The following is a 25,534-nucleotide window of genomic DNA, read 5'->3' as shown; positions in this document are numbered from 1 at the left end:
TTACTTAAATCCAATGGATTTAATTATTGACGCTGTGTTCTGAGTGCTCCTACAGTCGGCGCCCATGGACACGGCACGACCTCTTTCACATCCCCCGCTCAGCATCGTCGGCGACGTCGGCGTCGACCTCGTGCTGGGCAGCCTGACCGAGTGGCCGCAACTCGGCACCGAACTCCTGATGCCGCGCAGCGAGCTGCGCCCCGGCGGCTCCGGCGCCAACGCCGCGCTGGCCGCGCGCCACATCGGACAACGCGCGCACCTGATCTCCGCCGTAGGCAACGACCACTTCGGTCAATGGCTGGCGGCGCAGTTCGCCGGCATCGCCACGAGCCTGGAGATCTGCGACATCGAGACCACCGTCTCGGTCGGCCTGATGCACACCTGCGGCGAGCGCAACTTCTTCACCACGCACGGGCACCTGCAGCGGGTGTCGGCCGATCACGTGCTCGCTCATCTGCTGCCGACGGACGCGCCGGCCATCGCGCTGTTCACCGCGCCCTTCCTGCTCACCGAGCTGCGTCCGCGCTACGCGGCGCTGATGGCCGAGGCCGGGCGCCGCGGCTACCGCGTCGCGCTGGACACCGGCTGGCCGCCGGAAGGCTGGGACCGGGAGGAGGTGATGAGCTGGCTGCCGCACTGCGACCACCTGCTCATCAATGAGCTCGAGGCGCAGAGCATCGCCGGCACCGGGAACCTCGACGACGCGCTGGTGCTGATCGGCCGCGCGCTGAAGCCCGACGCGAGCCTGATCGTGAAAGTCGGCGCCCGCGGCGCGCTCGGCATCGAAGCAGGACGTCGCGTCGAGCGCATCACCGAGCCCGCCGACATCTTCGACACCATCGGCGCCGGTGACGCATTCAACGCCGGCTACCTCGCCGCGCGCCTCCGCGGCGGCGACCTCGTCGAGGGCCTGGCCGCGGGCTGCCGCACCGCCGGGGCCATCCTGTCGCGCTTCCCGCGCAAGACCATCCGCGCCGGCGAGTTCGCCGGCTGCCTTCCGTCCACGGTTCCCGCCTGAGGAGTCGCCATGAAGCACCGCGCGCTGATCGTCGGCTACATCCTGGTCATCTGGTTCGTGATCTCCTTCGTCACCAACCTGATCGGGCCGCTGATGCCGATCATCATCCAGGACTTCCACCTGAGCCTGGGCCTGGCGGGTTTCCTGCCGTTCTCGTTCTTCCTCGCCTACGGGCTGGTGTCCATCCCCGGCGGCATGCTGGTGGAACGCAAGGGCTCGCGCTTCACCATCCTCACGGCCTTCGTGCTGAACGGGGCGGGCTCGCTCGCCATCGCGCTGTGGCCGAGCTACCTGACGGCCGTCGGCGGGCTGTTCGTGATCGGGCTGGGCATGGCCCTGCTGCAGGTCGTGATCAACCCGCTGATGCGCACCGCCGGCGGCGAGCCGCACTTCGCCTTCTTCTCGGTGATGGGGCAACTGGTCTTCGGCCTGGCCTCGTTCCTCAGCCCGATGGCCTTCCAGCTGCTGATGGAGCGCCCCGAAGCCAGCCAGGGTCTCGCATGGGTGCCGTTCTACTGGATCTTCGTCGTGGGCTTCATCGCGCTGATCCTCGCCAACCAGACGCTGCCGCTGCCCGAGGTCCAGCTCAAGGACGATGAACGCGCCGGGGGTTGGGCCGCCTATCGCGAGCTGCTCGCGCGCCGCGATGTCCGCCTCTTCTTCCTCGGCATCATGGCCTACGTCGGCACCGAGCAGACGCTGGCCAACTGGATGTCGCAGTTCCTCTCGACCTACCACGGCATCTCCGCCACCACCGACGGCGCCGATGCGGTCGCGGGCTTCTGGGGGTTGATGTCGCTGGGCTGCCTGCTCGGGCTCGGGCTGCTGAAGCTGCTCGACTCGCGCGTCGTGCTCGCCGGCTTCACCGTGCTGGCCATCGGCAGCGTGGCGCTCGCGCTCTTCGGCCCCGCGCCGCTCGCGCAGATCGCCTTCCCGGCCTCGGGCTTCTTCCTGTCCGTGATGTTCTCGGTGGTGTTCTCGTTGGGCCTGAACTCGGTGCCCCACCACCACGGCGCGTTCTCCGGCGTGCTCTGCACCGGCATCCTCGGCGGCGCGGTCGTGCCGCTGCTGGTCGGCCTGCTCGGGGACGCCATCGGCCTGCGCGCCGCGATGTCCACTGTCTTCCTCACGCTCCTCTACATCCTGAGCGTGAGTGCTTGGGCGCGGCCGCTCGTGACCAACGACACCGTTCCGCTGTCCCGCCTGCTGTCCCGGTTCAAGCCCAGTCCCGGGGCCTGACCCGCGCTCCGTACCGCCTCCCCCTCCAGCCCACGTTCACGGCCCCGTCGCCGGGACGGCGGCTGCCTGCCAGACCCATGGAGATCCCAGTGATGAGACCCGATCGAGCCGCTTTCCGTCCCGTGTTCCGAGCCGCTTTCGCTCGCACCGCCACGGCTGCCGCCGTGAGCCTGCTGGCCACCGCCGCCTTCGCGCAATCGCAGACCGCGCCGGTGTCGCAGCCCGAGGCGAAGGCCGAGGCAAAACCTGACACCAAGCCTGATGCCAAGGCGCGCGAGATCACGGACAAGGAGAAGAACGAGCTCCCCGTGATCACCGTCAACGCGACGCGCGTGAGCTCCGGCCTGCTGCAGACGCCGGTGGCGGTGACGGCGCTCTCGCAGGAGGCGCTGACCCGCGAAGGCATCCACGACGTGCGCGGCCTCTCCGGCAAGGTGCCGAACCTGCAGATATCGCAGGGCGCGGATTCGGGCGTGCAGATCAACATCCGCGGCGTGGGCTCGACCAACTTCACCGAGGTCGGCGACCCGGCCGTCGGCCTGCACGTGGGCGGCCTGTACTCGCCGCGGCCACAAGGCGCGTTGGCGCTGATGTTCGACCTCGAGCAGGTCGAGGTGCTGCGCGGCCCGCAGGGCACGCTGTTCGGCCGGAACTCCACCGGCGGCAGCATCAACATCATCCCGGCCAAGCCCGAGTTCGGCTCGACCTACGGCTCGGCGGAACTGGACCTCGGCAACTACCGCAAGCGCCAGCTGAACGTGATCCAGAACATCGCGGTCAACGACACGATCGCGCTGCGCGCCACGGTCAGCACGATCAAGCGCGACGGCTGGATCAACCAGCAGCAGGACTTCACCGACGTGAACATGCCCGAGCACGGCTTCGTCGCCGACGGCATCCCCGACGTGGACCAGCGCCGCAACGCCAAGGTGCCGCGCAGCAAGTACTACTACAACCGCGACGAGTGGGCCGCGCGCATCGCCGGTCGCGTGAAGCTGTCGAGCGACCTCGAATGGCTGGTGGCCTACGAGAAGTTCCAGAACAAGGGCGCCGGCGAGATCGCGATGAAGGACTGCGACATGGCCGCCGGCACCGACTTCGCCTGCCCCGGCGGCAAGTGGGACGTGAAGGTCAACGTGCCGGGCAAGACGGACATGTCGATCGACACGGTGCGCTCCAACCTGAACTGGAAGCTCAACGATCGCTCCACGATCGAGTACGGTTTCGCCTACGCGACGCAGAAGCGCTCGCAGCAGTCGGACGACGACGGCGGCTACTACCCGCTGTCGCGCCAGGTCACGGCGACCGTGCCGGTCGGACCGGACGGTGACTGGGGCACCTGGCCGATCCGCGACGAGACCTCGCTGACGCTGGGCTCGACCTACAAGTCGCAGGTGCACGAGCTGCAGTTCAAGCACCATACCGACACCGTGCAGCTGGTCACCGGCCTGTTCTGGATGCACGAGAAGAACGCGATCGACTACGCGCAGGAGCAGCTGGTCACCGCGCCCTTCGGCTTCCCGACCAGCCAGTACTACGCTCAGCCCGATCGGCAGATCGACGCCAAGGCCATCTTTGCGCAGGCCGACTGGACCTTCCTGCCGACCTGGACCGCGACGGTGGGCGGCCGCGTCAGCTTCGACAAGAAGACCGACAAGGGCGGCCGCGTCTACGGCAGCTTCGACGGCTCGACGCCGGCGTACTACAACGGCCTCTACGACCCGGGCACGCCTGGCACGCCGGGCTTCCGCCCGCACAACGGCCGCGACCTGACCGAGCAGATGGGCCCCTTCGCCGGTCCCGGCGCCTACGGCCTGTGGGGCGAGCCCGCGGGCAACGACCACGGCGAGAGCTGGAAGAAATTCACCTACCGCCTCGGCCTGCGCAAGCAGCTGACGCCGGCGGACATGGTCTACACCTCGCTGTCGACCGGCTACAAGGCCGGCGGCTTCGGCGACAAGGACGACCGCTGCGGCGGCAAGGAATGCGTCGACGGCCCGGCGGGTCCGCAGTACACCTTCTTCCCGTACAAGCCGGAGACGGTCACCAACTTCGAGCTCGGCTACAAGGGCCTGATGCTGGACAAGCGCCTGAGCCTGTCGGCGACCTTCTTCTACAGCCGCTACAAGGACATGCAGGTCACGGGCGACTTCTTCGCCTCCAAGGTCAAGCAGGTGGGTCCGTGCCCGGACGAGAACCCGACCTGCGACATCGTCACCAAGTGGCAGACGGTGAACGTCGGCGTCGTCGACATCCCCGGCCTGGAGCTGGAGGTCGACTACAAGCCCTGGGCGGGTGCGCGGCTGGGGGCCTTCTTCAGCTACATCAACAGCCGGATGAAGGACTACCCGTCCTTCAGCGACAGCTGGAACTGCGGCGTGCGCGCCGAGATGGGCGCGCCGGCATGTCCTGACCCCTACACCGGTCCGATCCGCGAGAACGCCGGCCGCCAGATCTACGACATCACCGGCAACCACCTGCCGCTGTCGCCCAAGTACAGCTTCGGCGTCAACTTCTCGCAGAGCTTCCGCTTCGGCGAGGGCTGGGAGCTGACGCCGTGGGTCAACGTGAAGTGGCAGGACAAGATGTACTTCACGCTGCGCAACCTGGACAACGCGCACATCTCCGACGGGCAGAAGGCCTTCGCGAAGGTCGATGCGAGCCTGCGGCTGCAGGCGCCCAAGGACTGGCACGCGGAGATCTACGTGCTGAACGCGACCAACAAGATGACGAAGAACTCCGCGCAGGACGGCGGCGGCTTCGTGCGCGGGTACTGGAACGATCCGCGGACCTTCGGGATCCGGGTGGGGATCGATTACTGATCGGCGAGCATCGTCGTCACCGCCTCCTTGACCAGCCCGCAGAGCCAGAGGCCTGCCGGGTCGGTCTGGGTGCGGGAGCCCGACACCAGATGGATGGGGAACGCGGTGGCGTCGAGTTCGGCGGGCAACTCCTGCAGGGCGACGCCGGGCGGTGCCAGCCGCTCCGCCACCCGCCGTGCCAGCGTCGCGACAAGGTCCGTTCCCTGCACCACGCGGGGCAGGGCGGCCACGTGGGCGAAGGTGGCGACGACGCGCCGGCGGCGTCCCAGCCGGTTGAGCGCCGCATCGATCACGCCGCGCGTGGAGCCGTCGTCGCTCGGCACGAACAGCGCATGCGGCAGATCCACGTAGACATCGAGCGACATCGTCCGCCGCCGCTTGGGCGCGCGCGAGCGGTCGGTGACGCAGACGAAGTCCTCGTCGTACAGATGCTCGCTCGTCATGCGCTTGGGCGGCGCGAGATGCCCGCCGATCGCGAGGTCGACCTCGCCCTGGTCCAGCTGCGCGTAGATCGAGGCGCGGTCCAGCGCCGTGAAGCGCAGGCTCAGGCCAGGCGCCTGTGATCGCAGGAGCGCCATCAGGCTGGGCAGCAGGACGATGTCCACGTAGTCGCTCGCGGCGATCGTGAAGCGGCGATCACTGGCCTGCGCCGGATCGAAGTCCCCCGCGGAGGTCAGCGCCGCGCGGATCTGCGCCAGCGCCGCGCCGACGATCGGCCGCAGCGCATCGGCGCGCGCGGTGGGCAGCATGCCCTGCGCGCTGCGCACGAACAGCGCATCGCCGAACAGGTGCCGCAGCCGCGACAACGCATTGCTGACCGACGGCTGCGCGCGGTGGAGCCGCTGCCCGGCGAGGCTGACGCTGCGCGTGTCGTAGAGGGCCTCGAAGGCCACGAGCAGGTTGAGATCGACGCTGGCCAGATTCATCAAACCAATATAACGAATACCGTGAATCCATTCGGAGAATCGGGTCGCGCTGCCTAGCATCGTCGCCACGACCACTTCACGAGCGACGACCGTGACCACCATCCTGCTGACCGGCATCGATCCCTTCAACGGCGAGACCATCAATCCTTCCTGGGAGGCGGTGAGGGCGCTCGACGGCGAGACCCTCGGATCGGCGCGACTCGTCGCACGGCAACTGCCCTGCGTGATCGGCGAGGTCGGCGGCGCGCTGGTCGCCGCGATCGAGGAGATCAGACCCGACGTGGTGCTGTGCCTCGGGCAGGCCGGCGGGCGGGCCGACGTCACGATCGAGCGCGTCGCCATCAACATCGTGGACGCGCGCATTCCCGACAACGCCGGCTTGCAACCAGTGGATGAGCCCGTCGTGGCCGGCGGCCCCGCCGCGTACTTCTCGACCCTGCCGATCAAGGCGCTGGTGGCCGCGCTCCATGCGGCGGGGATTCCCGCCTCCGTCTCCGAGTCCGCAGGGACCTACAACTGCAACGCGATCTTCTACGCGCTGTCGCATCACATCGCGACGCGCCGGCCTGGTCTGCGCGGCGGCTTCATCCACGTGCCCTTCCTGCCGGAACAGGCGGTCCGCCATCGCAACGCGCCGAGCATGGCGCGCGAGACGCTGATCGAGGCCGTCCGCGTCATGATCGCGACGACGCTGATCACGACGCAGGACGTGAAGCTCGGCTTCGGCAGTGAGCATTGAGATGGCATTGCGGCATCGCTTCGTCTCCGCGGCGGGATTGCGTTGGCATCTGGTCGAAACAGGCAAGGCAGGCGACGCGCCGACTATCGTGCTCCTGGCCGGGTTTCCCCAGAGCTGCTACGCGTGGCGACGCGTGATGCCGCTGCTGGCGGCTGCGGGGCATCGGGCGATCGCCGTGGACCTGCCGGGGCAGGGCGATTCCGACAAGCCTGACAGCGGCTACGACGCCGTCACGACGGGCAATCGGCTGGTCGCGTTGTTCGAGGCGCTGGGCCTGGACCGCATCGCGCTCGTGGGACACGACATCGGCGCGTGGATGGCCTATCCGTACGCGGCGCGCCACCCCGAGGCGGTGACGCATCTGGCGCTGCTCGACGCCAACATTCCCGGCGTCACGCTGGCGGAGCGGTTCGAGCTCGGCCCCGACAACTGGAAGCGCTGGCACTTCCTGTTCAACACGGTGCCCGATCTCCCGGAGGCTTTGCTGAAGGACCGGGAGCGCGTGCTGATCGAGTGGTTCTTCGCCCGCAAGACCGCCAACGCGCCGGCGGTCTTCGAGCGCGCCGACGTCGACGAGTACGAGCGTGTCTATCGCCAGCCCGGCGGGCTGCGCGGCATGCTGGGCTACTACCGGGCCGCGATCGCGGATGCCGCGGCCAATCGCGCGCTGGCCGACACGCCGCTGCGGATGCCCGTGCTTGCGCTCGGGGGCGATCTCGGCAGCGCGCCCGATCTGTTCGACGCGATGCGCGGACGCGCAGAGCGGCTGCAGGGCGGCGTGCTGCGCGATTGCGGTCACTATCTGCCGGAGGAGCAGCCGGAAGTCGTGGCCGATCATCTGGTTCAGCTACTCGCCACCCGATAGTTTTCTACACTCCCTGTCGATGCATCCAATGCAAGGCAAGGAATGACCCCCACCGCCCGGAAGTTCTCGAAGGTCGCGCTCGTCGCGGCGGTCCTGGCGCTCGCCGCCTACTGGTACTGGTCGCCGTGGTTGGCGATCCATCAGATGCGGAACGCCGCGAAGGCCGGCGACGCGACGGCGTTCAACGAACGCGTCGACTATCCGCTGCTGCGCGAGAGCCTGAAGGGCCAGTTGTCCGGCGCCATCGGCGCCCGGACGAACGATCGTTCCGAGTCCGGCAGCGACATCGCCAAGGCCGGTGCGGCGCTGGGCTCGCTGTTCGCGACGGCGATGGTCGACCGCCTGGTGGACGCGTTCGTGCGTCCCGAGTCGGTCATGCGGATCATGCAGGAGGGCAAGCTGATGCCGCGGCGCGATTCCCGCTCGAAGGCGCCGAATGAAGCGCCCTCCGACGAGGGCGGCGAGACCGACGGCAGCGCGACGCCATCGAAGCGCGAGCCCATCTGGACGACGGAACGTCAGGGCGTCGACACCTTCATCCTCTACGCCCGCCGCGCCGGTCAGGCCGAGGACCGCCGGACCGGGCTGGTCTTCCAGCGGCGCGGATTCGCGTCGTGGGTGCTGACGGAGATCCGGTTGCCGGCCTTGTGACATGTTGCGCGTCATGTCCCCACAGGTGTGGAAACGCCTCGTCACCGTTCAACGATTCGCCTTGCCTGTGTTCATCGCCTGCGTCGGACTGGTCGCGTGTTCTCGATATCTGGAGATTCGCGTTCACAACACAAGCGGCGTGGCGCTGACCGTTTGTGGTGGCGACGGGCTACCGAGCCAATGTCGCGAGATTCCGGACGGCGGCAGTGCGGTCGTCCGGTGGGGGACCGGCGCGTTCATGGTCAAGGGCGCGGGCTGTGCCGCCGTGTATCAGGCGCCAGTGCCCAAAGCGATGGACGACTTTCGCGCGCAACCGCAGGCGCCGATCAATGCGGCCGTGAATCGAGACCGCTTGATCCTGCTCATTCGCAACGGGGTTTCACCCGCGGATGCAACGCGTGAGCACCAGCCTGCGGGCTTTCCGGTCGCGCCGGAGCGGTACGTAGGCGCTTGCGAATCAGAACTCCCGACTCGTTGATTGCATGTCGCCCGGTGTTCACGGACTCGTGACGCCGCCCTTGCCAGAATGAGCCATGGAAAAACTGCTGAAGCTGTTCAAGAGTCACCGAGCCGCGCTCGCGGCGCTGGGGTTGCTGCTGGTCGTGACCAATCCTGAGCTGCGCGCGCTGATCATGCTGGCGGATGCCGTCGGCGCCGGCCTCATCCTGTTGACGATGAGCGGCTATCTGAAGCTCGCCTGGCATACCGTCGTCGCCCGAGCCCCTGACGCGGCCCGAAGCTCCTGGCGCGTCGCCACTCGAGGCGTCCAGGGACTGGCCATGAGCCGGAACGTCTCGACGATGGGGATGCACGCGATGACCCAGTGCCGTTGCCTTCTGGCACTGCGGCGTCCCGGTTGATCGGCAAACCACGTCCGACGCCGATTCCAACGCGATCGACCTGCCGCATGCACACCTACGACCCCACCGCGCCCAACCTTCCCCACAACCCGTTCAACTCGATCGTCGGACCTCGACCCATCGGTTGGATGTCCACGAAGAGCAAGGCCGGCGTCGTGAACCTGGCGCCGTACAGCTTCTTCACCGCGTTGAACTACACGCCGCCCATCATCGGCTTCTCCAGCATCGGTCGGAAGGACTCGCTGCGGAACATCGAGGAGACCGGCGAGTTCGTCTGGAATCTCGCCACGCGCGATCTGGCGGAGGCCATGAATGCCACGTGCGCGCGGGTGCCTCACGGCGTCAATGAATTCGAGCTCGGGAAGCTGACCGAGGTTGCTTCGGTCAAGGTGGGGCCGCCGCGCGTCGGAGAGAGCCCGGTGGCTTTCGAGTGCAAGGTGTCCCAGCTCATCCAGCTGAGCTCGATGGACGACGAGCCCGTCGACACCTGGATGATCCTGGGTCAGGTCGTGCTCATGCACATCTCGCCGGCGCTGTTGAAGGACGGGATCTTCGACACCGCTGCGGCGAAGATCATCCTGCGAGGCGGTGGCCCGGGCGACTACTTCGAGCTGGGGGAGAAGTTCTTCATGGCGCGGCCAGATTAGGCGGCCCAGCCGCTATGTCCGATCGGAAACGAAGGGCCGGATCAGTCGCCGGATCAGCGACGGACGTCGCGGCGCGGCGCTGGCAGAGACGCGCGCCTCCACCCGCTGCTCGGCCATCGCCTTCAACAGCTGAAGCTCATGGTCGTTCTGAAGGTGCTCCGGATTGATGCGTAGGAGAACCTGTCGGACGGCGTCAAACCTTTCCAGGAGGAGCGCGGCCTGCAGCAGCTTCTTCTGGTTCGGAAGGATGGTGGGAAAGGGATAGTCCAGGTCCTGCCCGCGCTGCGAGGCTTCCAGCCAGAGCGCATCGAACTGCGCGCCGTTGCCTTGGCTGGCGGCTTCGAGGATGAGCCGCATGAACGCCTTCTCCGTGTCATGCCGATCCGACCACAGGCGCGCCTTCTTCCAGTCGGTCTGGATGACCTTGCGGAGCAGCGGTCTCGCCTGCTCGAGGTCGCCGGCATCCCAGTAGCAGAACGCTGCCCGCGCCTCACTGGTGATCGTCCGGTCGGGCGTGGCATACGGGCTGCGAAGGGCTGCGGCGGCCGTCTCGATCCGCGCCGCCTCCATGAACAGTTCGGCAGCCTCTTGAAGGTGGCCGAGTTCCCATGCGGCGTAGGCCTCGTCGTTGCATTCGCGGCTCATGGTCCCCTCCCCGGGCCGATGAAAGAAGCATCTTTTTCTGATTCTGGCATGTCGACCCGCCGGAAGCCGCCGGGCAACTCCGCCATCTTCCAGGCGCCTGATGCAAGCCCCATCCGGCATCGGTCTCGCCACGAAGTCCCGCCCGGACTTCTGCTTTGCAGACGCCGCTTCGCATCCGCTGACGTCCGGCGCGCGCGGCTCGTTAGTTTGCGGCGATGAGAGTCAACTCCCCCAATTCCGGATCGGGCGCGCCCGGGGCCGATGGCTGGTCGTCGGCCGTCGACAAGTCTTCGTCGTCCGGCTCGCTACGCCCTTCGACGACGACGGCGGACAACGCCGCCGGCGGCCTGCGCGAACGGCGTCCGCCGGCGTCGGCAGGGTCGCGGTCCGCGGTCGCCCCGCGGGGCGCCGTGCTTCCGAGCATCCGGCCCGCGATCCCGGAGACCTCGCCCAAGGACGTTGCACTTCCCCTGCGGCGCGGCGCGGATCTGCCGACCTTCGAGTCCAAGACCGCGAGCCAGCCCGAGCAGCGGCTCAAAGCCAACGAGGACCTGCGCGAGAAGCTGGACGCCGGCATGTTCCCGTACCAGCGCATCGCCAAGGGCAACTACCAGCCCAGCGACGCCCTGGCGTCCGCGGTCGCCGACAAGGTCTGGAGCGCCGAGGAGCGGGTCAGCCGCCCCGGCCAGAAGGGCCTCCTCCCGTCGAGCCAGATCGAGCGCCCGGCCGGCACCCTCGTCGACAACAGCAGCGGCCACGTGGCCTCGCTGCTGGTGAATCACAAGACCGAGGACATCGCCGCCGTCTTCGGCGGGACGACCGCGGGCCGGGTGGCGGGACCGCCGCTGCGGCTGGCGCTGGGCAATGCGGAGATGGCGATCCCCCAATGGACCGCCAACGCGCGGACCGCGCTGGGCCTGCCGACCAAGAGCCACGATCAGGCGCAGCGCGTCGTCGGCGCCATCAAGGAGCTGCAGCAGACGCCGGAGTTCAGCCACCTGGCCCACTACTCGGTGTCGACGATGGGCCATTCGAAGGGCGGCGGGGAAGCCGCCTCCTCCGGCATCGCCAACTACTCGCTTGCCGCGCCGGTGACGGTCACCGGCCTGTCGTCGGCGCCGCTCAACAAGTCCCAGCTCCGCGACTACGCCAAGCTCGGCATCGACGTGGCCGATGCGGAGCAGCACATCAACGTCTATTCCGTGAAGCTGGACGTGGTGCCCAACCTCGGCCATCTGATGCGCGGCGTGGGCGCGACCGTCGTCGGGACGGAGCACTTCTTCTCCGGCGGCCTGGCCGATCCGCTGACGCGCCATGTGATGAGCGATCAGCTCATCCGCGCCCAGCTGACGAAGCAGGACGACGCGATCAAAAACGCCGCCGCCGGGTGAGGAAGCCGCCGGGCCGGGCCGTCCCCGTGCGATGCGGACCCTCCCGCCTCATCACGAGCGCGGCAGCCAGACCGGCCATGGCCAGGGCACTGGTGCCGGGCTCGGGCACGTCGTTGGCAGGCGGGTTCGGATCGATCGCCGACAAGGCGAGGGTGCCCGCATAGGTGGCGATGGCGTCGCTGTTGATGCCGGACGCGATGATGGAATAGTTGCCGGGCGTGAGCAGCGGGGTGGCGAGCGTCCAGGTCTCAAAGGGATCGCGGGTGAACGCCGCCGCCATGAGGTCGCCGAACGGGCCCCGCAGCAGGACGCTGGTGAAGTCGATGTTCTGGTCGCCGCCGACGGCCGTGGCCAGCATCAGCTTCACCGCCTGCGGCGTACCGATGGAGAAGTTGAAGGTGTTGGAGAACGCGCCGGCGTTGGGCGTGCTGAAGAAGCCGGCGCTGCCCGTGCTGAGGTCCAGCGGCCCTCCGCTGCCGGACGGCGTGGCGCTGGCGCTGCCCGAGAGCGCGATGGTGCCGACGAAGGTCGCCAGGGCCGCGCTGTTCGTGCCGCTGGCCGTGAGCGTGTAGCTGCCCGGCGCCAGCAGCGCGTTGCTGATGACGTGGCCGGTGAAGGGGTCAGGTGTGAACTCGGTGGCGCGGATCGGCCCGGAGGGGCCGTTCAGCACGATGCTCGAGAAGTCGATGTGATGGTCGCCGTTCACCACCGACGCCAGCAGGATGTTGACCGTGGTCGGCGAGACCAGGGTGAAGGTGTAAGACTCTGAAAAACCGCCCGCGCCGGGTTTGCCGATGAATCCACCGGTGCCGGAGGACAGGTCGACGGGCGCGGCGGACGCCGGGGTGCCGACGCCTGCGAGGGCAGCGGCGGCGGCAAGGACGATCGAGGTCGGGATGCGCATGGCGGGTTCTCCTGGTTCCTCCTTGTTGAACGAGATCCGGGGCGTGAACGGGACATGACGGCGTGGGCGCCACGTCGATCGTTTGGGGGACAGGCCGCCCGCCGCGGTGGCAAACTCCCGCCACCTTTTCAGGAGGGCGCATGGGTTTTGTGACGACGCGCGACTTGGCGCGCGACTACGACGTCATCGTCGTCGGCTCGGGCGCCGGCGGCGGCCAGACGGCCTACACGCTGGCGCTGGAAGGCGTGAAGGTGCTGATGCTGGAAGCCGGCCGGTACTACGACTTCCGCACCGAGACGCCGATGTTCCAGGCCTCGCACGACGCCCCGCTGCGCGGCGCGGGCACGCCGGACAAGCCCTTCGGCTTCTACGACGCGACGGTGGACGGCGGCTGGCAGGTGCCGGGCGAGCCGTACACGCAGGCCTCGGACAACGAGGAGCAGCGCTTCGAGTGGTGGCGCGCCCGCATGCTGGGCGGCCGGACCAACCACTGGGGCCGCATCTCGCTGCGCAACGGCCCCTACGACTTCAAGCCGTACAGCCGCGACGGCCTTGGTTTCGACTGGCCCATCGACTATCAAGATCTGGCGCCGTACTACGACAAGGTCGAGATGCTCGTGGGCATCTACGGCACCAACGAGGGCCTGGAGAACACGCCCGACTCGCCCGAGGGCTGCCTGCTGCCCGCCCCCGCCGCGCGGGTGGGGGAACGCCTGGTCGCCCAGCGCGCCGGCAAGCTGGGCATCCCGGTGGTGCCCATCCACCGCGCGGTGCTGACCGCCAAGCTCGACGACACCCGCATCCCCGCGCTGCTGCATCCCGGCAACCCGCGCGCGCAGGCGCTGGTCGCGCAGTCCATGCGCGAGCGTGCCGCCTGCTTCTGGGCCACGCCGTGCTCGCGCGGCTGCTCCATCGGCGCGACCTACCAGAGCCCCGCGGTCCATCTGCCGCCGGCGCTCGCCAGCGGCAACCTCGACGTGCTGTGCGATGCCATGGTCTACGAGGTGACGACCAAGGACGGCAAGGCCAGCGGCGTGCGCTTCGTCGACCGCAAGACCGGCAAGCACGTCGAGGCCAGGGCGCGGGCGATCGTGCTGTCGGCCAGCGCCTGCGAGTCGGCGCGCATCCTGCTGAACAGCAAGACCAGCGCGTATCCGCAAGGCCTGGCCAACAGCAGCGGCAAGGTCGGCAAGTACGTGATGGACACCGTCGGCAGCGATCTGTCCGGCCAGGTGCCGTTGCTGGAGAACCTGCCGCCGCACAACGAGGACGGCGCCGGCGGCTCGCACATGTACGCGCCCTGGTGGCTGTACGGGAAGCAGGGCGCGCGCTGGGCCGAGCAGGGCCTGGGCTTCGCCCGCGGTTATCACATCGAGCTGGGCACCGGCCGCCGCATGCCCGGCGCCAGCACCGGCGCCAACCTGGAGTGGATGACCCAGGGCAGCTACGGCGCGAAGTTCAAGCAGGACGTGCGACGCAGCTTCGGCTCGTTCGTCTACTTCGCCGGCCGCGGCGAGATGATCCCCAACGAGCAGTCGTTCTGCGAGATCGACCCGGCGACGAAGGACCGCTTCGGCATCCCCGTGCTGCGCTTCCACTGGCAGTGGTCCGAGCACGAGACCCGCCAGGCCGCGCACATGCAGAAGACCTTCGCCGCGATCGTCGAGGCTATGGGCGGCAAGGTGCTCGACGGCGGGCCCGAGCTGGATGGCCGCAAGGCCATCGCGCCCGGCGGCTACATCATCCACGAGGTGGGCGGCGCCATCATGGGCGCGGACGCCAGGACCTCGGTCACCAACCGCTGGGGCCAGACCTGGGACGTGCCCAACCTGTTCCTGTCCGACGGCGCGCCCTTTGCCTCCAACGCCGACAAGAACCCCACGCTGACCATCATGGCGCTGGCCTGGCGCCAGGCCGACCACATCGTCGACCGTTTCCGCAAGAAGGAGCTCTGAGCATGGACCGCAGAACGACCCTGCAATGGATGCTGGCCGCCGCGGCGGCGCTCAGCGTCGACGTCTCGGCCGGTGCCACGCCCGCCACGAGGAAGAACGGCAAGGGCGGCAAGCCCAAGGGCTACGGCACGGACCCGACGCTGACGAAGAGCTACAAGAGCGGCGAGCTGTGGCCGCTGACCTTCAACGCCGCGCAGAACCGCACCGCGCAGGCCTTGTGCGGCTTGATCATCCCGGCCGACGACCAGTCGCCCAGCGCCGCGCAACTGCAGGTGCACCGCTTCATCGACGAATGGGTCAGCGCGCCGTATCCGAACCAGACGAAGGACAAGCCCGTCATCGTGAGCGGCCTGGACTGGCTGGAGGCCGAAAGCGCGAAGCGTTTCGGCGGCAAGCGCTTCGACCAGCTCGACGTCCCGCAGCAGTCGCAGATCGCCGACGACATCTGCTGGACCGAGCGCGCCAAGCCGGAGTTCGCCACCGCCGCGCGCTTCTTCAAGCGCTTCCGCGACCTGACCGCCGGCGGCTTCTACACCACGCCCGACGGCATGAAGGACGTCGGCTTCGTCGGCAACATTCCCTCCGTCACCTTCGACGGCCCGCCCCTCAAGGTCCTGCAGATCGTTGGAGTCGCCTGATGCGCCTTGCCCCCACCTCGATTGCCTCGATTGCGGCTGCTGCCGCGCTTGCCCTGTCCGCCACTGCCCACGCCGCCGACATGCCCAACACGCTCACCGCCGAAGAGACCGCCGCCGGCTGGCAACTGCTGTTCGACGGCAAGAGCCTGGAGCACTGGCGCGCCAGCGACCAGCCGGGCTCCTTCAGCGTGAAGGACGGCGCCATCGTCGTGCGCGGCCCGCGCTCGCACCTGTTCTACACGGGGCCGGTGCAGCAGCACGACTTCAAGAACTTCGAGCTGAAGGTCGAGGTGATGACCTTCCCCAAGGCCAACTCCGGCGTCTACTTCCATACCAAGTGGCAAGAGGTCGGCTGGCCCGAGCTGGGCTACGAGGTGCAGGTCAACAACTCGCACAGCGACCCGAGCCGCACCGGCGGACTGTGGGGGGTGCAGGACTACATGAAGGTCGTGTCGCCGGACCACCAGTGGTTCACGCTGACCGTGCGCGTCGAAGGCAAACACGTCACCACCTTCGTCAACAGCGAGAAGACGGCCGACTACACCGAAGAGTCGCCCATCGTCCGCAAGAAGGGCCTGGAGAAGCGCTACATCGCCAGCGGTACCTTCGCGCTGCAGGGCCACGATCCGGAGAGCGAGGCGCACTTCAGGAACATCAGGGTGAAGGTGTTGCCGTGACGTTCCCCGAGCCGGCGGCCCGGACCTCGCCTTCCCAGGACGGCAAGCCATGACCCCGATCCAGCAATGGCATGCCACCCGCAGCCTGCGCCTGCTGGTGCAGACCGTGCGCGACATGCTGGTCTCGATGGGGCCGCTGCTGCTGCTGGGCGGCGGTCTGCTGGTCGCGGCCTACTGGTGGCTGGATCCTCAGCCGCCGCGTCAGGTGCGCCTGGCCACCGGTCCGGCCGGCAGTGCCTATGCCAACTTCGGCGAGGGCTACGCGAAGGTGCTGGCGCGCGAGCGCATCCAGGTGTCGCTGATCGCCAGCGAAGGCGCGCAGGACGATCTGGCCCATCTGCGTGCGGGCACGGCCGATGTGGGTTTCGTGCGCGGCGGCATGGCCGATCCGGTGGCCGATACCGAGGCCGGCATCGTCTCGCTGGGCAGCCTGTTCTACGAGCCGATCTGGATCTTCCACCGCCGCGATCTCGGCATCGCGCGCCGCCAGCCCGGCGGTGAATTGCAGCGCCTGGCCCAGTTGCGCGGCCTGCGGGTCAACGTGGACCAGGACGGCAGCGGCGTCCCGCAGATCGTCGAGAAGCTGCTGGCGCTGAACCACCTGAAGCCGGCCGATCTGCAGCTGTCCAATCTGGCGCCCGACGACGCCGGCGCGGCGCTGCGCGAGGGTCGGCTGGACGCCGCGGTGCTGATCTCGGCGCCGCAGTCCCGCCTGATCCGCGCGCTGCTGCGCGATCCGGCCATCGCGCTCATGGCCTTCGAACAGAACGAGGCCTATTCGCGCCACCTGCCTTTCCTGTCCACCGTGACGCTGCCGCGCGGCGTCGTGGACCTGGCGGCCGATCTGCCGCCGCACGACGTGCCGCTGCTGGCCACCACCACCGCGCTGCTGGCGCGCGAGCAGACGCACCCGGCGCTGCGCCAGCTGTTCGCACAGGCGGCGCTGGGCCAGCACAGCGGGGCCGGCTGGTTCAACGGCGCGCGCGATTTCCCCAACACCCGCACCAGCGAGCTGCCGGTCAGCGCCGAGGGCGACCGCGCGATCAACGGCACGCCGCCGGCCTGGGCGCGCTACCTGCCTTTCTGGGCCGGCAATCTGCTGGAACGCATGTGGCTGGTGGTCGGCGGCCTGCTGGTGCTGATGCTGCCGCTGTCGCGCGTGGTGCCGCCGCTCTACACCTTCCGCGTGCGCTCGCGCGTGTTCCGCTGGTATGCGCGGCTGCGCGAGGTGGAAGCCAGGCTCGAGACCGGCACAGGCGAGCGCGCGGCGTTGCTCGATGAGCTGGACGAACTGGACCGCGTCACCCACCGCATCGCGGTGCCGCTGTCCTATGCCGAAGAGCTTTACGCGCTGCGCAACAACATCTATGCGGTGCGCAAGCGTCTGCTGGCGCAACGGTCGCGGCCGGCGGACGGATCGACCGACTGAACGACCGGCTGAGCATGACGCCTCCATCGGCCTGGAACGTCTTGTCACCGGGACATGCCCGTTCGTGACTTTGTTCACTGGCTGGGACCGGCGGGCCTCCCCTACCGTGCCGAGTCTTCTCGACGCCAGGACGGGTCGCGCCTCGGCCGCCCCGTTCCCCCGCCTCGAGCAAAAGCAACCTGCAAAAGGGGGTGGACCATGAGTGGCAGAGATCACCTGGACGCATTGGCCGTGGCGCCGTTCGCGCCCGAGACGGGCGAGCCCGGCGCGCTGGCGGAGGCCACGCCTCGTGGCCTCGCCACGATGACGCCGGCTCCGGTCGAGCTGGAAGTGGACGGCGACCGCGTCGTCGTCGAGGCGCGTCGCCAGCTGGTCCTGCGTTGCGGCAAGTCGAGCATCACCTTGCACGAGGACGGCACGGTCGAGATCCGCGGCGTGGATCTGGTGAGCCGGGCCTCAGGACGCAACCGCATCCTCGGCGGCTCGATCGACTTGAACTGATCAGCTCGCCGCGCCCTTCTTCCCATGGCTCTTCTCCGCCATCTGCCCGCGCAAGCGCCGGGGCAGGTCTGTCGTCTCGTCAACCGGACCACGGTGGACCGGCATGCCGTCGACTGCGCCTTCCTCTGGACGCTGCGCGACCAGGCCGTCGACTCTCCCCGATACCGGCTGGACCATCTGCTGCCCTTGGATGGTCGCGTCGATGCCAATCGCGAGGGGTTGGCGTTGGCGGGCGAGGAGGGATGGGCCGCCTGTCGACAGGCCCTGGACGCCGGCGATGCCGGGGAAGTCTTCGCCGCGGCGCTGCTGGCCTTCGCGACGCGCCGCGCGGATCGGATGCGGCAGGCCTGCGAAGCCGGTCTCACGGTCAAAGACGGCGAACGCGCCTTGATCGCCGCATTGGCCTGGCTGCCCCCCGAACCGCTCGCGCCCGTCCTGGCGCGTCTGCTGGACGCGGACAACCCGCGCCTGCGCCGCGTCGCGTTGCGCGCGATCACCTGCCATCGTCGTGATCCGGAAGGCGCCCTCATGGCCGCCCTGGCCAGTGACGATCCGGAGATCGTGAGCGCGGGAGCACGGGGCCTGGGCGAGTGCCGACTGCGGCAGGCGGTGCCGCTGCTGAGGACGCGCCTCGAGAGCGCGCCGGTCCGGGCCCGCTTCCCGATCGCCTGGAGCCTGGCGCTCATGGGCGAGCAGGACGCCCTGCCGCTCCTGGCGGCCACCGTGGAAGCGGCGGGCCCCGACGCGGAGCTCGCCATGGCCGTGCTGCTGCGTGCCGTGCAGCTGGCGAAGGGGCGCCACTTCCTCTCCAGCCTGAGCGCCCACCCCGGCACCGAACGGCTGGTGATCCAGGGCGCAGGGATCCTGGGCGATCCGGTGGCTGTGCCGTGGCTCATCGCCCGCATGGCGGATCCCGTGCTCGGCCGGCTGGCGGGCGAGGCCTTCTCGCTGATCACGGGCGCGGACCTGGAATACCTGGACCTCGACCTCGACGCAGCGCCGCGCGAAGCGCCTGACGAGGAGGAAGAGGCGGAGGGCAACCCTCCCCACCCCGCCGACCGCCATCTCGCCATGCCCGATCCGGCGCGGGTCGCGACCTGGTGGAGCGATCGGGCGTCGTCGATGGCCAACGGCGTCCGTCACCTGTGCGGCGAGCCGATCGCGCCGGCGTCGATCGCGCGGACGCTGCGGGTCGGCTATCAGCGGCAGCGTCGCGCCGCGGCATTCGAATGGGCGCTTCACGCGAAGGACGCGCCGCTCTTCGACGTCCGCGCCTTCGGCCTGTCGCAACAACGGGCGCTGCCGTCATGCAACTGATCAACCAGACCCGTTTTCCGGCTTCCTGGACGCTGGCCTTCGCCCGCGATGGACGGGAGGTGGTGATGGTGGTGGCGAAGGCGACCTACGCCTTCGACGCGTCGACTGGGCAGGTCGAGGTGCATGCCGACCAGCAGCCGCTCGTGAAGGCGGACGAGTTCACCGGGGCGCCCGGCTTGAGCGCCGTCCTGCGCGAGACCGACTTCGCGACCTTCAAGCCCCGGTGCGACGTGCTGCTCAACGGCAGCGCCCACGCGCCGGCCGGAACGCAGGTGCGCAGCCTGCCGGTCGGGCTGCGGGTGGGACCGGTCGCCAAGGCCTTCAAGGTCTGCGGCGACCGCGTCTGGAAGGCGGGACTGCTCACGCAGGGGCCGAGCGCGGCCGAGCCGTTCTCCGTGATGCCGATCTCCTACGACTGCGCCTTCGGCGGCGTGGACGATTTCGACGATGACGCACCCGTCACCTGCTATCCCGCCAACCCCGTGGGACGCGGCTATCACCGACGCACCGCCGCCGCGCTGGTCGACGGCACGCCGTTCCCGAACACCGAGGAGATGGACCGCTCCATCGCTTCGCCGGACGGCCGCTATGCGCCGATGTCGTTCGGCGCGGTGGGACGGAGTTTCGCGCCGCGCGCCGCTTTCGCGGGGACCTACGACGACCAGTGGCAGTCGACCCGCGCGCCGTTCTGGCCGGAAGACTTCAGCTACGACTACTTCCAGGCGGCCGCCGCCGACCAGCAGATGCCCTATCCGCGGGGCGGCGAGCCGGTCCTGCTCAAGAACCTGACACCGGGCGGCCTGGCCGGTTTCCCTCTGCCGGCGCTGTCGCTGTCGGTGCTGGCGACCTTCCATGCCAGGCGGGAGCGCATCCTCGAGATGCCGGTCGACACGGTGTTGATCGAGCCGGATCACGGGCGCCTGACGATGGCGTGCCGGATCGGCATCCCGATGACGCGCAGCGTCTTCGACCTGAAGGGCCTGGTGCTGGACACCACGAGCGCGATCCGCTCCCGGCCGCAGCGCAACGGCAAGCCGCACTACCGGTCGCTGGCCGACCTGGTGCGTTCCCGCGCGGGCGGAAAGAAGATCCGATGAAGCCGCTCGTGATGACCGCGCACGGCATGTGCACCGCGCTGGGCTTCAACGCCGGGGCGTCCGGCGCCGCGATGCTGGCAGGCCTCTCGGGCGCGGCCCAGGGCATGCTGTGGGACGCCGAATCCGGCGAGTTCATCGCCTGCTGCCGCGTGCCGTTGCGGCAGTGGTGGCATGGCGTGGGCAAGCTCGCGACGCTCGCGGCGGCGGCCATCCAGGACTGCCTGGACCGGGGCGGCATCGAGGACGGATCGACGATCCCGATCCTGCTGGGATGCGCCGAGCCCTCCCGCCGCTGCCCGCTGGCGCCTCTGGACGATGCGTTGCTGGACCACGTGCACGAGGAACTGGCCTTCGCCCGACATCCCCAGTCGCGCCTGGTACCCCTCGGGCAGGTCTCGGGCATCGCCGCCTTCGACCTGGCCGATGCGATCCTCGAGCGGGGGCTCGCCAGCCGCTGCATCGTCGCGGGCGTCGACAGCTTCCTGCACCAGGAGGTCGTCGAGGCCTTCATGGGGCATCGTCGCGTGCTCACGCCCTCCAACGCCAACGGCTTCATCCCCGGGGAAGCCGCGGGGGCCGTGCTGCTGTCGCGCGAGGCGCCGCGCGGGCCGCACCTGCGCATCACCGGATGGGCCACGGACCGCGAGTCCGGGACCATCGAATCGGACGAGCCGCTGACCGGCCGCGGCCTTCAGAAGGCGATCGAAGGCGCGCTGGCGCGTGCGGGGACGGACATCTACGCCACGCAGTACCGCACCACCGACCTCAACGGCGAGCATTACAAGTTCAAGGAAGCCGCGCTGGCCATCGGTCGGGTGATGCGTCGCCGGCACAGCGAGCTCTTCGACGTCTGGCATCCCGGCGAATGGATCGGCGAGGTGGGCGCGGCGATCGTGCCCTGCATGCTGGGTCACCAGTGGTGGGCCAGCGCCCGCGATGCGGCGCCCGGCCCCCAGTGCCTGGGCCATGCGGGCACGGACAGCGGCGAACGCGGCGCCTACGTGGCGCGCTACGAAGGAGGTGCGTGAATGGGCAGCAACGTCTTCGCCAACGGGCGGGAAGTCTCCGGCAAGGCCGACGGCAACATGTCCAACGCCGCGATGCCGGACGTCTGCCTGACGCCGCCTCCGCCGCCCGCGGGGCCGATCCCGATCCCGTATCCCAACTTCTCGAGCGACGCCGACACGGACGAGGGCACGCGCGGCGTCTACATCGGCGGCAAGCAGGTCGGCCAGAAGAACAAGTCGACCTTCAAGAAGAGCACCGGCGACGAGGCCGCGACGAAGGCGCAGGGCATGGGGGTGGTGACCCACACGATCCAGGGCGCGACCAAGCACGCGGCGTGGTCCTTCGACGTGAAGGCCGAGAACCAGAACCTCACGCGCCACCTCGACCTGACGACCCACAACCATGCCTCGGATCCGCAGAACTCCGGATCGATGACGGTGAAGGCCGGCACGATCTCGGTGATGGCGCCGACCACCGACGAGTGCAAGGACCTTCAGAGCAAGAACGACGCCAAGCGCAGCTCGCTCGGCCATTCGTCGGAGGCCTCGACGATCACGCACGGCAACTACCAGCCGCCCACCGGCAATGCCCGCACGGTCTGGTCCTGCAGCCGCAAGCTGTCCGGCATCAACGATCCGAGCTACTGCCCCGGCCTTCCCTATGATCGCGACACCACGATCACCAACCAGAAGGGCCAGCCGCGCAAGGCCAAGCAGGCGGCCGAGACGAACCTGTGCGACGAGGCGGTGATCGACCGCCAGTTCGAGTACGTCAACGACATCAACATCCGCAACCCCCACACCAGCCATACCGAACCGCGGATCGTCGAGAGCCTGCTGCAGGCCGGCAGCGTCAACGGCGGCACCTTGACGCTGTCGATCAACTGGAACTCGCAGGCGGGCGTCCAGGACGTGCCTTGCGGCCATTGCCACCGGGTGCTGTGCGCGGCGGCGGCCTGCGGATTGAACATCGTCCTGTGCACGAAGGTGGAGCAGCCTCCGTGCGACAACGACCTCAGCGGAAGCTATTGAACTGACGGGAATTCCATGTCGACACTTTCCATCCCTTCCCATGTCCAGCGCGCCGACGTGCAGCACAAGCCGGTCGGCTACGCCTGGCGCGGCGCCGCGGACTTCACGCGCGAGAACGACAAGCTGGCCGGGCAGCTCAATGCGATGAGCGTGCGCGCGCGGCTCGCCGTGGCGACGGCCATCGCCGAATGGATCTTCTGGCGACTGCGGCCGGAGACCGACTTCGACGCGCCGCTGCGGATGATCGAGGCGGCCTGGGCGTCCAACCTGGATGTCCGCTACGGACGCACGCCGACGCAGTCCGAGCACGAGGACCGCAAGGGCCCGGTCAACGGCGTGCTGCGCGCGTCGAAGGACATCCTCGCGAACGTCCTGCGCGGCTACAAGGGCGAGTCCGGTCCCACCGTGACCTCGCGTGCCGTGTACCTGTACTTCCTGGCGCGTCACGTGCTGCCGGAGAAGGGCCCGTTCGACGCCTGGCTGAAGGCGGTGGTCAAGCGCCTGACGGCCCTCTATCCGGAGGAGGAAGGGCAGCTGGGCGAGCCGGTCCCGCGCGAGGCCCTCGATCCGGACGTCGAGTTCCAGAAGGACAGCGCGCCGCAGCGCTTCGCCGACCTGCTCGCCGGACTCGCGCCGGCGGACAACCCCTACCTGCGCAGTCCCGAGGACATGCTGTCGGAAGGGTTCAGCGGCACGCCTTACCGGATCTCCTGAGGACCGGGGTCCCGCGATGGCGCTGCTCCGGCCCCACTACATCCACCCGATCGCCACGGGATCCCGCCTGCCCTGGCCCTGGGACGACTGGAACGTCAAGCAGGCCTACGAACCGGGCGACGCGGCGCTTGCCGCCCGTCTGCAGCCGCTGACGCGGCGGGCGCAGCTCGCGATGGGTGTGGCGATCGGGGAATGGATCGTCTTCACACTGGAGGCGCTCGATCCCGACCCCCGGCCGAAGCAGTACCTCGAAGCCGCCTGGCTGGGCACGGTCCATTTCGCCTGCTGCCCTTACGTGGAGTTCGTCGACCGCGAGTGGAGCGGTCCGGTGCGAGGCCCTCTGCACCTGACGATGGCGTTGATCAACGACGCGCTGCATTTCGAAGGCGCCTCGCCGTCGGAGAACGCCGCCTGGCTCTCGACGCTCGCTCAATTGGTGGTTCCGCCGGACGCGCCGTACGTCGCCTGGCGCGATGCCGTGCTGAACCGGCTTGAGCGCTGGTTCCCGGCGAGCCCGGAAGCGGAGGACGACTTCGCCTACGACTGGCAAAGCGTCGAGCCGCTGGTGCCGCGCGAGTGTGTCGACCCGACCGCGCCCTTCGACCCGTCGATGAGCGAGGACTTGATCCGACGGGCGCTCGCCGACCTCGGTGCCGCGCCACATCCCTATGCGTCGACGCCGGAGGAGCGGGAGCGGGCGGGCGTCGTGCTGCCACTGCCGCACGCGCGTTGAAAGAGGACGGGGCGCAGCCCCGTCTCTCCGCACTTGAATCGGCGGCGCACGTGGTCGTGTCCGCCGAGTCCGCCGTTGCAGCCGAATGGCTACGCCTCCCGCCCGACGTCGCTCAAGGCAGCGTGTTGAGCGACGACCTCACGCCGGTCGAGAAGCTCTTCCCATCGTGGCGATCCCAGTTGATCGACCACGTCATCACGCCGCGGAACGTCGGATAGGCCTGCGGCGGCTTGATCGCGCCGCATTGCGACAGCTTCGTCAGGCAGTTGAGCGCCGCCGTGATCGTCGCGACGCTCGCCTGGCCGCTGTTGGCCGATGACGGGCCCGACGGCAAGCCGAACGCGACCTGGTCCGGACGCAGTCCGCGGAACACGAACGGCCCGGTGTTGTTGTTGGTCGTGAAGCCCTCGATCAGCATGCGGCTGGTGGCGACCAGCATGTCGACGCTGCCCTCGGCCAGGCCCTGCGTCGCGTACGGCGTGTAGACGGCGCCGTTGTTGTAGTACTGGACGTGGAGCACGTTCAGCTCGTCGCGCAGGCCGTCGATGATCGGCAGGTAGGCGCCCCAGATGCCGCTGTAGGCGACGAAGCCGCCCTGCACGTACGGATGCTCCGGCGCCATCGACAGATAGAAGCCGCTGCCGATGCGCTGCTTGAGCTGCTTCACGGCGGTGACCAGGTTGGTCTGCACCGGGGCGCCCGAGGTGACGCCGGCGCCGCTCTCCAGATCGATGTCGATGCCGTCGAAGCCGAAGCGCTTCATGATGGCCTCGACGCTGTTGACGAAGTTGGTCACCTGCGTCGCGTTGTTGAGCGTCACGGTGCCGTTCTGGCCGCCGAAGGACAGCACGACCTTCTTGCCCTTGGACCGCGCGGCCGCGACGTCCGCGATGAAGCGGGCCTCGCCGCCGGCGCTCGGGTCGAGGTTGAAGGCGATGCTGCCGTTGCCCGCGTCGTCCGCGAAGGCGACGACGATCACGTCGTAGTCGGCGGAGACCTCGCTGATCGGGAAGGTCGGGCCGGCCGGGTTGGTGAAGTTGTGCCAGTAGCCGATCAACTGGTGCTTGCCGGGCGCCGGCGCCGGGCCGGGCGACGGGGCGGGCGTGGGCGCGGGGCCCGGTGCGGGAGCCGGTCCGGGCGAAGGAGCGGGCGACGGCGTGGGCGCCGGCGACGGGGCGGGTGGCGTCGAGCCGCCATAGACCGTCCACGGCTTGCCGGAACCGACGGGGCCGCTTTGCGCGGCGGGGTTGTCACCTTGCGTCCACCAGTTGGCGCGGTAGATCACGCCCTGGTAGCTGACGATCGCACCGCCCGAGTAGGCGGTGGCTGCGTTCCATGCGCCTTGCGGGGCAGGGGCTGGCGCCGGCGCGGGTGTGGGCGCTGGTGCGGGACTCGGTGCCGGGCTCGGCGTGGGAGCCGGCGACGGGGCGGGCGAGGGCGCCGGGCCGCTCGCGGGACCGACCAGCGTCCACAGCGAGGCGTTGGTCGGGTTCCAGCCGGTGCTGGCGTAGTCGGTCTGGTTGACCGTGGCCCGGTAGAGCTGGCCGTTGTAGCTCACGACCGTGCCGGCCGTGTAGTAGACGTCGGGCTTCCAGGCTGCGGCGGTCTGCGCGACCGCCTGGAAGGTGAGGGCGGCGGCGCCGAGTGCGACGATCAGTCGCAGCGGGGCGGACGTGCCGGAGGAAGGGCGTCGGACGGAGACGGTCATGGCAGTGGATCCAAGGTTG

At 69.1% G+C, this 25,534-nt stretch carries 25 protein-coding genes; 21 read left to right on the top strand and 4 right to left on the bottom strand.

The genetic code is table 11. The annotated features are described in order from the left end of the window. Positions 1–64: 64 nt before the first annotated feature. From ABE85_RS19180 to ABE85_RS19170, 3 genes are all read left to right on the top strand, one after another. On the top strand, positions 65–1,018 hold the full coding sequence (locus ABE85_RS19180; protein WP_067278256.1) for a carbohydrate kinase family protein: 954 nt from the start codon (positions 65–67) through the stop codon (positions 1,016–1,018). A gap of 9 nt (positions 1,019–1,027) precedes the next feature. Then, positions 1,028–2,257 carry an MFS transporter gene (locus tag ABE85_RS19175; RefSeq protein WP_067278253.1) on the top strand — a complete coding sequence of 410 codons (1,230 nt, stop codon included), beginning with the start codon at positions 1,028–1,030 and terminating at the stop codon, positions 2,255–2,257. Between the two features lie 92 nt (positions 2,258–2,349). Further along, positions 2,350–5,079, top strand: a complete 2,730-nt coding sequence (locus ABE85_RS19170) for a TonB-dependent receptor (RefSeq protein WP_067278251.1) — start codon at positions 2,350–2,352, stop codon at positions 5,077–5,079. Here the strand turns inward: ABE85_RS19170 and ABE85_RS19165 are convergent. Continuing rightward, complete coding sequence (locus ABE85_RS19165) at positions 5,073–6,005, bottom strand: LysR family transcriptional regulator (protein WP_067278249.1); 933 nt, start codon at positions 6,003–6,005, stop codon at positions 5,073–5,075. The two genes, ABE85_RS19170 and ABE85_RS19165, sit on opposite strands and share 7 nt — an antisense overlap. Positions 6,006–6,096: 91 nt before the next feature. On the opposite strand from ABE85_RS19165, the gene pcp reads away from it, so the two are divergent. From pcp to ABE85_RS19135, 6 genes are read left to right on the top strand one after another with little or no spacing between them, the layout of a single operon-like run. Further along, a complete protein-coding gene (gene pcp / locus ABE85_RS19160; RefSeq protein WP_067278247.1) occupies positions 6,097–6,744 on the top strand; it encodes a pyroglutamyl-peptidase I in 648 nt (215 codons plus the stop codon). Position 6,745: 1 nt separating this feature from the next. After that, positions 6,746–7,609 carry an alpha/beta fold hydrolase gene (locus ABE85_RS19155; RefSeq protein WP_067278245.1) on the top strand — a complete coding sequence of 288 codons (864 nt, stop codon included), beginning with the start codon at positions 6,746–6,748 and terminating at the stop codon, positions 7,607–7,609. 42 nt (positions 7,610–7,651) lie between these two features. Beyond that, positions 7,652–8,260 carry a DUF2939 domain-containing protein gene (locus tag ABE85_RS19150; protein WP_067278242.1) on the top strand — a complete coding sequence of 203 codons (609 nt, stop codon included), beginning with the start codon at positions 7,652–7,654 and terminating at the stop codon, positions 8,258–8,260. A 1-nt stretch (position 8,261) separates the two neighbouring features. Next, on the top strand, positions 8,262–8,738 hold the full coding sequence (locus tag ABE85_RS19145) for a hypothetical protein (protein WP_067278239.1): 477 nt from the start codon (positions 8,262–8,264) through the stop codon (positions 8,736–8,738). Between the two features lie 55 nt (positions 8,739–8,793). After that, positions 8,794–9,120, top strand: a complete 327-nt coding sequence (locus ABE85_RS19140) for a hypothetical protein (protein ID WP_067278235.1) — start codon at positions 8,794–8,796, stop codon at positions 9,118–9,120. A 47-nt stretch (positions 9,121–9,167) separates the two neighbouring features. After that, the gene (locus tag ABE85_RS19135) at positions 9,168–9,767 is read left to right on the top strand and encodes a flavin reductase family protein (protein ID WP_067278231.1); all 600 of its coding nucleotides are present in this window, start codon (positions 9,168–9,170) and stop codon (positions 9,765–9,767) included. A 12-nt stretch (positions 9,768–9,779) separates the two neighbouring features. Here the strand turns inward: ABE85_RS19135 and ABE85_RS19130 are convergent, their stop codons facing one another. Beyond that, complete coding sequence (locus tag ABE85_RS19130; RefSeq protein WP_157522634.1) at positions 9,780–10,532, bottom strand: hypothetical protein; 753 nt, start codon at positions 10,530–10,532, stop codon at positions 9,780–9,782. Positions 10,533–10,627: 95 nt separating this feature from the next. On the opposite strand from ABE85_RS19130, the gene ABE85_RS19125 reads away from it, so the two are divergent. Beyond that, positions 10,628–11,803 carry a hypothetical protein gene (locus ABE85_RS19125; protein ID WP_067278227.1) on the top strand — a complete coding sequence of 392 codons (1,176 nt, stop codon included), beginning with the start codon at positions 10,628–10,630 and terminating at the stop codon, positions 11,801–11,803. On the opposite strand, the gene ABE85_RS19120 is transcribed toward ABE85_RS19125, so the two are convergent. Then, positions 11,781–12,707, bottom strand: a complete 927-nt coding sequence (locus ABE85_RS19120) for an FxDxF family PEP-CTERM protein (protein WP_067278223.1) — start codon at positions 12,705–12,707, stop codon at positions 11,781–11,783. The genes ABE85_RS19125 and ABE85_RS19120 overlap by 23 nt on opposite strands. Positions 12,708–12,847: 140 nt before the next feature. On the opposite strand from ABE85_RS19120, the gene ABE85_RS19115 reads away from it, so the two are divergent. The 11 genes from ABE85_RS19115 to ABE85_RS19065 all read left to right on the top strand — a co-directional run bounded on the left by ABE85_RS19115 (position 12,848) and on the right by ABE85_RS19065 (position 23,807). Beyond that, positions 12,848–14,662: a GMC family oxidoreductase gene (locus ABE85_RS19115; protein ID WP_067278219.1), complete on the top strand. Its 1,815-nt coding sequence runs from the start codon at positions 12,848–12,850 to the stop codon at positions 14,660–14,662. 2 nt (positions 14,663–14,664) lie between these two features. Next, entirely contained in the window at positions 14,665–15,300 is a 636-nt protein-coding gene (locus ABE85_RS19110; RefSeq protein ID WP_067278216.1) for a gluconate 2-dehydrogenase subunit 3 family protein, read from the top strand. Then, the gene (locus ABE85_RS19105) at positions 15,300–15,977 is read left to right on the top strand and encodes a DUF1080 domain-containing protein (RefSeq protein ID WP_082938757.1); all 678 of its coding nucleotides are present in this window, start codon (positions 15,300–15,302) and stop codon (positions 15,975–15,977) included. Before ABE85_RS19110 ends, ABE85_RS19105 begins: the two co-directional genes overlap by 1 nt. A 49-nt stretch (positions 15,978–16,026) precedes the next feature. Then, positions 16,027–17,406: a TAXI family TRAP transporter solute-binding subunit gene (locus ABE85_RS19100; RefSeq protein ID WP_067278212.1), complete on the top strand. Its 1,380-nt coding sequence runs from the start codon at positions 16,027–16,029 to the stop codon at positions 17,404–17,406. Between the two features lie 198 nt (positions 17,407–17,604). Then, positions 17,605–17,907, top strand: a complete 303-nt coding sequence (locus ABE85_RS19095) for a hypothetical protein (RefSeq protein ID WP_157522632.1) — start codon at positions 17,605–17,607, stop codon at positions 17,905–17,907. A 24-nt stretch (positions 17,908–17,931) separates the two neighbouring features. Next, a complete protein-coding gene (locus ABE85_RS19090) occupies positions 17,932–19,224 on the top strand; it encodes a TIGR02270 family protein (RefSeq protein ID WP_082938756.1) in 1,293 nt (430 codons plus the stop codon). After that, the gene (locus ABE85_RS19085) at positions 19,215–20,321 is read left to right on the top strand and encodes a DUF2169 domain-containing protein (protein ID WP_067278201.1); all 1,107 of its coding nucleotides are present in this window, start codon (positions 19,215–19,217) and stop codon (positions 20,319–20,321) included. The genes ABE85_RS19090 and ABE85_RS19085 overlap by 10 nt, the downstream gene beginning before the upstream one ends. Continuing rightward, on the top strand, positions 20,318–21,349 hold the full coding sequence (locus ABE85_RS19080) for a beta-ketoacyl synthase N-terminal-like domain-containing protein (RefSeq protein ID WP_067278198.1): 1,032 nt from the start codon (positions 20,318–20,320) through the stop codon (positions 21,347–21,349). The genes ABE85_RS19085 and ABE85_RS19080 overlap by 4 nt, the downstream gene beginning before the upstream one ends. Beyond that, positions 21,350–22,360: a PAAR-like domain-containing protein gene (locus ABE85_RS19075; RefSeq protein ID WP_067278194.1), complete on the top strand. Its 1,011-nt coding sequence runs from the start codon at positions 21,350–21,352 to the stop codon at positions 22,358–22,360. 15 nt (positions 22,361–22,375) lie between these two features. Then, positions 22,376–23,074 (top strand): hypothetical protein, encoded by a 699-nt coding sequence (locus tag ABE85_RS19070; RefSeq protein ID WP_067278192.1) that lies wholly within the window; start codon positions 22,376–22,378, stop codon positions 23,072–23,074. Positions 23,075–23,090: 16 nt separating this feature from the next. Further along, complete coding sequence (locus tag ABE85_RS19065; protein ID WP_067278187.1) at positions 23,091–23,807, top strand: hypothetical protein; 717 nt, start codon at positions 23,091–23,093, stop codon at positions 23,805–23,807. A 112-nt stretch (positions 23,808–23,919) separates the two neighbouring features. Here the strand turns inward: ABE85_RS19065 and ABE85_RS28805 are convergent, their stop codons facing one another. Next, a complete protein-coding gene (locus ABE85_RS28805; RefSeq protein WP_082938754.1) occupies positions 23,920–25,515 on the bottom strand; it encodes a carbohydrate-binding protein in 1,596 nt (531 codons plus the stop codon). Between the last annotated feature and the right edge of the window lie 19 nt (positions 25,516–25,534).

Source organism: Mitsuaria sp. 7 (assembly GCF_001653795.1).
GTDB lineage: Bacteria > Pseudomonadota > Gammaproteobacteria > Burkholderiales > Burkholderiaceae_C > Roseateles.
The sequence above is the reverse complement of the archived record's forward strand: the minus strand, read 5'-3'. Positions and strand labels throughout refer to the sequence as shown.